The organism is Shinella sp. SUS2, assembly GCF_001262505.1.
Lineage (GTDB): Bacteria > Pseudomonadota > Alphaproteobacteria > Rhizobiales > Rhizobiaceae > Shinella.
Genome location: NZ_KQ410782.1, coordinates 1 through 8,114, shown reverse-complemented (window position 1 = coordinate 8,114; position 8,114 = coordinate 1). Strand labels below are relative to the sequence as shown.

General features: G+C 51.6%; 7 protein-coding genes. All 7 read right to left on the bottom strand.

Going from position 1 to position 8,114, the window contains the following annotated elements; translation table 11 throughout:
* The coding region (locus AKG11_RS32395; protein ID WP_156334212.1) for a hypothetical protein at positions 1-380 on the bottom strand (380 nt) is incomplete at its 3' end.
* 1 nt (position 381) lies between these two features.
* Positions 382-918 (bottom strand): bifunctional DNA primase/polymerase, encoded by a 537-nt coding sequence (locus tag AKG11_RS32390; protein WP_050746983.1) that lies wholly within the window; start codon positions 916-918, stop codon positions 382-384.
* Complete coding sequence (locus AKG11_RS32385) at positions 902-1,105, bottom strand: hypothetical protein (RefSeq protein WP_050746982.1); 204 nt, start codon at positions 1,103-1,105, stop codon at positions 902-904. The genes AKG11_RS32390 and AKG11_RS32385 overlap by 17 nt, the downstream gene beginning before the upstream one ends.
* On the bottom strand, positions 1,102-1,335 hold the full coding sequence (locus AKG11_RS32380) for a hypothetical protein (protein ID WP_156334211.1): 234 nt from the start codon (positions 1,333-1,335) through the stop codon (positions 1,102-1,104). The genes AKG11_RS32385 and AKG11_RS32380 overlap by 4 nt, the downstream gene beginning before the upstream one ends.
* Positions 1,336-1,787: 452 nt before the next feature.
* Positions 1,788-2,882, bottom strand: a complete 1,095-nt coding sequence (locus tag AKG11_RS34135; protein ID WP_197284063.1) for an HNH endonuclease — start codon at positions 2,880-2,882, stop codon at positions 1,788-1,790.
* Between the two features lie 280 nt (positions 2,883-3,162).
* On the bottom strand, positions 3,163-7,047 hold the full coding sequence (locus tag AKG11_RS32370; protein ID WP_156334210.1) for a hypothetical protein: 3,885 nt from the start codon (positions 7,045-7,047) through the stop codon (positions 3,163-3,165).
* A 393-nt stretch (positions 7,048-7,440) separates the two neighbouring features.
* Positions 7,441-7,983 (bottom strand): hypothetical protein, encoded by a 543-nt coding sequence (locus tag AKG11_RS32365; RefSeq protein WP_156334209.1) that lies wholly within the window; start codon positions 7,981-7,983, stop codon positions 7,441-7,443.
* Between the last annotated feature and the right edge of the window lie 131 nt (positions 7,984-8,114).

The following is an 8,114-nucleotide window of genomic DNA, read 5'->3' as shown; positions in this document are numbered from 1 at the left end:
CCTCCGGTTTGCACCAGAGATTCAGATTCACCCCACTTTGGGAAGGCTAAAGAGTCGAAGTCAGCGAGGCGGCGTATTAGCCCTGTCTCAGCAGCGGAGGGCTGTTTATTGCCAGACGTCGGCGTCACATAGCCGTTCTTGATACTATCCGCGACCATCCTCGGGATTTCTTCGAGCGTATTGCCTTTGTAGTCCGGCGGAAGGAAGCCGCCGACGATATCCAGGATCCATGCCACTTCCTGGGTGTGCGGCACGATCTCACCGACGAAATGGAAGGCCGGCAGATGCGTATCGCGGCCGGGGATGAGCCCGGCCGCGTGGTTGGAATTGAACACTGCTTCCATCATTGCGGTGGGTACGACGGTTCTATTGTCTTGCATGTCACGCCTCAATGATCGGGAGTTCGCGGTAGTCGACCTCAAGGAGCGGCCGGCCCACCCAGCGGTAGGGTTTATGGGTATTGGGATGGATGGTCGGCGGGAGGACGAGCAGCCGCTTGTCGGCAAGGAACTCGCCGACCTTGAATCCATTGTCGCCTTTGGTTTTGAACGGGCGGTATTTTCCGTCACCCTTCAGCCGTACGAAGTAGGCGATGCCCTTAGCGCCGAATCGTCCAGAGGGCGGGTTGCGGAGCAAAGCCTGCCCAGCGCGAACATAGTCGTCCCGATCGATATCAACCGCCGCAAGCCGCGTACCGTCGGGAAACGACGAACCCAGCAGAAGGCCGATACCCCAGTGGCCATACGTTTCGAGCCAGCCATCAAGTTCCCCGAGCTTGCGCTCGGGGTCCGAGATTTCCCATTTCTGAAAGTGGCATGCTTTCGTGCCGGGCTTGATGGGCCTCGGCCAAAAGCCTTGGTTGCGGTAGGACAGCGCGTGATTTCTGAACACTTTCGACGGATCAGTCATCGCGACCATCCGAGTTCCGCTTGCCAAACCCTGGCTCCGGTTTCTCAAGAGAGATGACGATCGTCGTGGTGAGCGATACGCTCAGCGTGGCCGGATTAGATGCATTCTCGCTCGACGCAACCTGGCCACGGAGCGGCGGCGTCAGATATTCTACGGGGTCATCGAAATTCGGCGAGGGGTAAGGCTTGCGCATCATTCGGCCCCTCCCTGACGGCAGGTGTCGATATAGGCGACGACTTCGGAGAGCTTGACGAGGCCCCGCGAATTGAAGGGCCGGTAGACAGGAATGCTGCCCGATTTTACCGCGCGACGAATCTGCCATTCTTTGGCGCCGATGGCATTTGCCGCGTCTTTGAAATTGAGCAGTTTTTCGGGCTTCGCACCGGTAGTGCAGTGGCTGCTCGGAAGCTTATAAAGCTCTTGCATATTCTGTTCCTCAAAGGAGGAGCAGAGACGCGAGGATAGGCCGATATTGGCCAGATGCATCTCTGCCCCGTTGTGTTCGGGGTTGAAATGCAACCGGCAGCGTTCTGCAGAGCTTTTCGACGTTAAGGAGCCGCGTTCTAGCTTGCCTATCTGTCGCTACGTCTGAAACACGGCGTCATGAGGCAGTTTTCACTGCGCGCTAGCACACATCATCAGTTACGGGGCTTTTATGCCTCATATCATGTGTAGTGTAAAGTGCTGATTCTTTTGGATTTGTTCACCATTTGTGGTCGGCGCCTTCCCTAGGGTCGCGCACCCGCGTGGCTGCGCGGCCACGAAAGACTGGGGTATGGGCGTTCGCGAGGCATACGGGCACAAGGGGTATGAATGTTTGCTCAAATTCAGTCGACGCGTTCCCCATCATGTTGCTCAGGCCGCATTGACTATCTTGCTCAAGGCCGGTGTGAAATTCTTGACTGGTCCCGGTGCTGCTTCAAAGCTTTCATGCTCGGTGCATTCACCACGTCTGTGGGTACTCGCAACTGCTGTCCGTCAAAATTCGCATAACTGCTACCAGCCAACTGATTTGAGGTGACTATCTGCATCGTTTCGACATTGACGGCAATCAAGCCGCAGTCGAATAGGGTGTGAAGGTCGGATCGTAGTAGTAGACCATTGGCAATCGCATTAGTTGCAGTGCCTTTATAAGGGGTGATGTGAGCGGCTTCAAGCACGTCTTTGACCGCGCAATCGCTAATGGCGCATCTTCCACCATAAGCAGACAAAAGCGCATCTCGGAACGCTTGCTGCCCGCGTCGTCTCGCAATATCCTGGCGAAATCGTTCCCGTGCGTCTTCTATTGTGTCCGGATCAAACGGTTCAAGGTCAGCCTGTTCGGGCGAAATTACGGAGTCCTTCGCGGAGATTTTCTTGAGAATGAAGCTAGTTGGCAGCGGTCCCTGATGACTGACGTGCGCGAAAGGTCCAAAATATCTGAAACCAGCTCCAGGAAACTCGTATTTTCGGGTGCGGAAGAAGACGAGGAGCTCCAAATTCCGATCGGCATGCTCGACTATGAGGTTGTCGGTTCTCCCCAAGTTCTGCCCCTGCCAATACAGGATATCACCGTCCAGACGGTCTCGGTATTGGGTACGATCAGCCGTCTTATGTTCCGTAATAAAGAGCCATATTGACTCCGTGCCTTTTGGTCGGAAGACGCCGTTGTTAAGTGTGGAATCTTTTATTCCGAACAAATCCCTTAGTTGTTCACGTGTATAAACGGTGCCGACGTCTAACATTGAAGACGTGCGGAATTGGGTAAAATAAAAGTCTGTGTGGCGCGTATCTTCAATATCTTGTCGGACAAATCGAACTACCTCGGCATTGGGCTCGAAAAAGGCGTTTCGACCATTTCCCAGCCATTGGCTACGCCTTGATTTCTGATGGGCTTGTGCATTTGCCCAGAATTGAGGCGTCCACGCTTCCTTTGGAAGTTTCCCGACTATCCCTTCGATTTCTTGAAGGCTTATCCGCACGGTATTTTCCACCTGAGACTTTAGGTATTCTCCGAGTCGGTCATATCGACTTGCCATTATCCCCCCAGGTGTTCTCACGCTATTGTCATCTTACCGCTGTAGCAGCTCTCTAAATAAACTTTATAATTGAAATTGGCCTTCCGCAGAAATCAAAACGTTGTATTGCCCCTTACTGATGTATTGAAAACTGTTATCGGGCAAATCGCTGTTTCCAATTTCGTAATAGGTGACTTGCTCATTGCGGCAACCAACCAGCGGGAGTTGTAAAATCCGTAAGCCAACCCAAGCCCACTCACGCCCGATATGAAGCTTCCCGATTAGCATCGCGCCTGCGTTCATCGGTGATATTCTGCTCCATTTGCGATATCGTTTTATCAATCCATCGATGGACATTTGGATTTCTTGAAATCTCCCGCAGTTGCAGCAATAAATCGCGTTCCGCTTCTAACTTGTTGGCATAGGAACCCCACCACATGCCGATGGTTAGCCTGGAGCGCAGAGCATTTAGTCTTTCCGCATGGTCCACATGAGCATCGATAAATGACACAAATGCCGAATTCCAATTGCGCGCATTTTTTGTGCCATCAAAGAGCTGAATCCAATCCAGAATAAACGGCATTCGCTTCTCTTTATTATCAAGCATCCACGGCACGTAAATTTCAGCCGGAATATCGTTGAACACGCCAGGAGCCGAGGGCTCTCCCACGCCTGCCTCGAACAAACTTGGCAGTCGATATAGGGCCCGCCCGTCTAGGGATGCTAGAGCTTCGTGGTATTTCTCCCAAACCAAACGTGCTGAGCTGGATATTATGCGCCGAAGTATCTTTTGGGCGTAATCGTCGAACGAGAGTTGAACATTGTACTCCTCGACGGACGTCACGCTGATGATGAAGTCCACTAATTCTACATTAAAGGCATCATCTACATGGCCGCCATTAAGGACCTTTTCGACCAATTCGCACCAATGATACCAGTCCATGTTTGAGTATCGTGGTTTATCGAATAAGGCGCGGTTGGTCACAACCGCTTTAAGACTTTGAAGCAGTCTCCCTTCATTGGGATCAGAACGATACAAAACGTGCACTAGGAAATCGACGGCGGCCCATGCTCCGTGCGCGCGTTTGGTCAGCAATGTGCTCACCAGCAGCTCAATCAAACCGTAATCCACGGTTTGCAGAATATCGTTGAAGGCAATCACAGAAACCTGATGCGGTTCAACCGTACCATTTTGCACAAACTCGATTGCGCGTCGCATGAGCGCGTCATCCAGCCCGACCGAAGCAAGAAATTCGACTGATGACCCGCTTAAACTATGAACATCAAGTACGAGTTTCAGGCATTCGAGGGCTTTGTTTCTGTCGGCTTGGGCCGCACCGGAAATGACATTGCACGCAAGATTTGAAATAACCCCAATTTCGCGGTCGGCGGTTATGTTTTGCACAAGATGTCGCAACAGACGTTCGGGGTCATTGACATGCCGCGCAATGCGAACCACAGCAATCCATCCAGAATTCGTGCTTTTTTCCAAGAGCGTATCTAGGAACGGAAAGAAATATGCGGCTTCATTCGGCGCTGCATCGACAAGCTCGTATATCTTGTTTTGGCCGTATCGATGATCATTATCACCCTCGCGGTCATAACTGACATCCGGATCATTAATATCTGTCGCCCAACCGCTGCTGTAAAAGTGAATTTGCTCTAGCGGATCGGTCGGGAGAAGCTCGTCGTAGTATTCACGAAGCCGTCGCTGGTACGGCTCATCCGCACCGCTTCGATCAAAATACAGCCATTCATTAACCCCAAGCGCTGCTTTGTGCCACGCGGGGTAGGCTTTGCACAACCGCGCTATCATCGCTTGAATTTCATCAAGCAAATTGACATTGGAGAACAGGCTCCTCAAATGCGAACCGATAGTGTTTAGCGCCGTCTGCTGGTTCGGATCGTTGATATTAAGGGCAATTTGCTCAAGGCGAGATAATGCCGCTCGATAATAATCGAAAACTTCACCGTATGTTTCGGGCCGCCAATCCTGCAAAGCTTCGCCGGCTCCGATATGTTCCGAGCCGCCGGACCTGGAAAAATGCCCATTTTCGAGCATGCGATTAAGCGCACCAACGCAGACCTGGCGCAACCGTTCATCGGCATTGGCCAAGCCGTCATCCAGAACAAGCAGCTTTTCCTCCGGCGTAGCTTCCGTTCCTGAGAGATAAAGCTGGTACAAGCCGGTGAACTGACCAGATGCATTGTTCGCCCAATTTTCGTTTTCCGCGGCACCAAGCTTCATCAGCAATCTGGCTGCCGCGTCAAAGGTCTGACGGCGAAAAACCAGCTTCTCCAATGCCCAAATGGTGTTTCGTCTGCCTGTTTCAAAGGCTACGAGATCATCGATTGATTTGCCCGACAGCAGTCTGTCCAAATGTTCCATTGTTGCATCGGGCGCGAGGTGAACAGAGCGGTCGAGAAGCTTTGATCCGAATTCGCTGTTCAATGCTGCTTCGTCCGGCAACGCCTCAGAAAGCAGAGCGCGACCGAAATTTGAAACCTTGTCTGACCACGACACCCAACGCAGGCGTCCAACCATTCTCAGCTTCATCTCTTCACTGAGAGAGCGAAATAGGTTCTCCAACGTCCCCGCAGGGTTGCTATCGAGCCATTGATTTGACAGGCGCATAGCAAGAGGAAGCGGCTGCACCTCGCCATAATCCCCCTGACGAAATAGAACCCCTCGCTCAGTAAAACGCCGCAATTCGTTGAACATTTGTCGTGCGGTCTTGCCGCAATAATTCGCTATTTCTTCAAGTTCTTTCTCGGCATCGTTTTCCATTCCAACGACTGTGAAAAGGCTCAAAAGTTGCACGCTTTCAAAGGCTGACGGGTCTATTGCATGTTCGCCCCAAACGATCCGTGAAATCAGGGTCTCGACAGAGCTTAGCTCTTCGTCTCCACCTTCCAATGCACGGGATGCGAAAACCGCCATCCTCGGGAAACCTTGCGACAAGTCGCGGATGAGCGAAGCATTCTTTTCACTCACCTGTTTGTTCGTCGCCTCGGCAATATGGTCGATCAACTCGTTTGACGCGGCATTGAGTTCAACGATCAGATTGCGGCGCATGCCCTGCACCTTGGTCTCCACGCCTATCGTTATGAGATGGCAGCGTGAACCGTCCCGATGGACAGTTTCACTCAACCGCGTGTGTGCGGAGTCTGGGCAATCATCAACAATCAGTAGCGCACGAGATCCGGTGTCGGCAATTTCGCGCGCTATATTCAAAAGACGATCCTTAACATCCTCGTAGAAACAATAGATAATCTGACTCTCGCTTAAGACATCCTGAGGCGACGCGCCTTGGTCTGCGATGAGCTGGTGGACGAGACGCGTTTTTCCAAACCCTGACGGTCCGATTACGCGAACGGCATTTCCCCGTGCCGCCAGAAAGGTGGATATGACCTTCCGGATTTCATCAAAGGATTTCGCCCGTGAAATCGAAGCATCCTCGTTTTGCCAAGTTTGGATTTCCGATCCCTTCGCTACAAACCGTGTATCGTCATTTTGCTGAAATACGATTTCGGAAATCTCAGGAGCACGCCCCCAATCCTCGAAGGTTTGAAAGCCGCCAAGATGGACATCTCGCAACAAGGCATTGAGCCATAGCGCTACTGACGGATGCGTATTCGTCCATGCAGCAAGTCTATTGCAATCGTAAACTTGGATCGAGGACAGCAGGGATGGATCGTTGCCCGTATCGGTGATCCCCTCCTGAATAGCTTTTATGCGGCGATCGACGTTTGTGCCGACAACCGGCGTGGGTGTAACGACGACATACGCACCGCTCTGTGAAATGGCTTCCTCAAGAGCCTCACTCAATTCTGGAGAATTCGTGCCTTGTGTGGATTTGGTGTGGGTCTCGGCCTTCAGCCCTGCGGGAGAAGTTGTTCCTTTCTTACTTTGAAAAACTGTAAATCGGCTTGGCAGCCAATCGGTTTCATTTTGGCCGCCAGACCATGAGACACGCGCATCCTCACCGCCGTCTGGGATGGTTATCTGCGCAGGGGCAGTACCGGATCGCAACGCAATAGAATATTTGTTCAGCTCCGCACTGATAAGGCGGCGAAGCAAGTCTACAACTTGATTTTCGTTTAACCGTTCAATTTGGTCCGCAGTAACCTCAAAAATCATTGCCCGCCCACACGGTTAAAGATCCAAAATTATTCCGCTTTATAGGATCAGCAAAGAATGTTGCCTAGCCCCGGCTCTCGCTGGCCAATTTAACAAGCTATAGGTGCTGAGCATCGGTACGACTGCTTTCCACCAATTTCAGCTGTCGAGAGCGCGCGGAATGAATTGTGTTTTGCACAAGCAAGTTATATTACAAAAAAGGTACTTAATTCAGTCGCATAACAATAAAACATGCCAAGGTTCTCTGTTTTATCTGGAATACAAGCGACTTGGTGATGAAATTTACATTTTCCATTAGCTTATTTTCGCAGCGCATTTGCTCAGGTGGCGGCTTGTATTCCTCGATGAAGCTTAGAAGATCAGCCCCCTGCGATTTTTTCACCTTCGTCTTGGCTATGCGAAGCTCGATCCTTCTACTGCTCCAGCGAGTTGCCTCAACAAGTCCTCTTGCTTTGCAAGAGCAGCCTTTTTGACTACGGGGTCACGAAGGATTTCAGGGTCTTGCAGTTTCAATTCAGTCGCACGGTACTCCACGTTCAGATCGAACCAATCTTTACGGTTAACTTTCTGGATGTACTCCTCACATGAACGCCAATCTTTTGATACCAGTGCGGCGCGCGCTTGAAGTTGGAAGGCATCAGCCTCTCGGTTCATCGCGCGAGCTAGAGCGCACGTTGCCGTCAAAGATGATAGGTCCCCTTTCTCCAATTCGCATGCACATTCTAGGACGCTTAGAATAGCTTTGTTGGACCGAGGCGCTCGTTTGGCAGCCTCAACATGCCTGATAGCATCCTCGAACCTTCCCTCGCGGAGCGCCACTGATGCCTGATAAGTCGAGTATTCGCCGTACTCATCGGGCTTGTCCTGAATGCCGTAGAGTAGCTTGGCTGCATCTAAGCGATTCCGCATACCGCGAAGCGCTTTCACCTTCATCATTACAAGACCTGTGTCGCGGAGAAGCCGCGCATCCGAGACCTTGCTTAAGGTGTCAGAGGCTGCCTCAAAAAGAGGTGGGTGATTTCAACAGGTTATGATTCCTTCGGATTTGCGAGATTCGATGGAGTTCA

Bases quoted from the DNA above. Each gene is read 5' to 3' on its own strand.
- AKG11_RS32390 (WP_050746983.1), bottom strand. From the start codon at position 918: ATGGTCGCGATGACTGATCCGTCGAAAGTGTTCAGAAATCACGCGCTG.
- AKG11_RS32385 (WP_050746982.1), bottom strand. From the start codon at position 1,105: ATGATGCGCAAGCCTTACCCCTCGCCGAATTTCGATGACCCCGTAGAA.
- AKG11_RS32380 (WP_156334211.1), bottom strand. From the start codon at position 1,335: ATGCAAGAGCTTTATAAGCTTCCGAGCAGCCACTGCACTACCGGTGCG.
- AKG11_RS32370 (WP_156334210.1), bottom strand. From the start codon at position 7,047: ATGATTTTTGAGGTTACTGCGGACCAAATTGAACGGTTAAACGAAAAT.
- AKG11_RS32365 (WP_156334209.1), bottom strand. From the start codon at position 7,983: ATGATGAAGGTGAAAGCGCTTCGCGGTATGCGGAATCGCTTAGATGCA.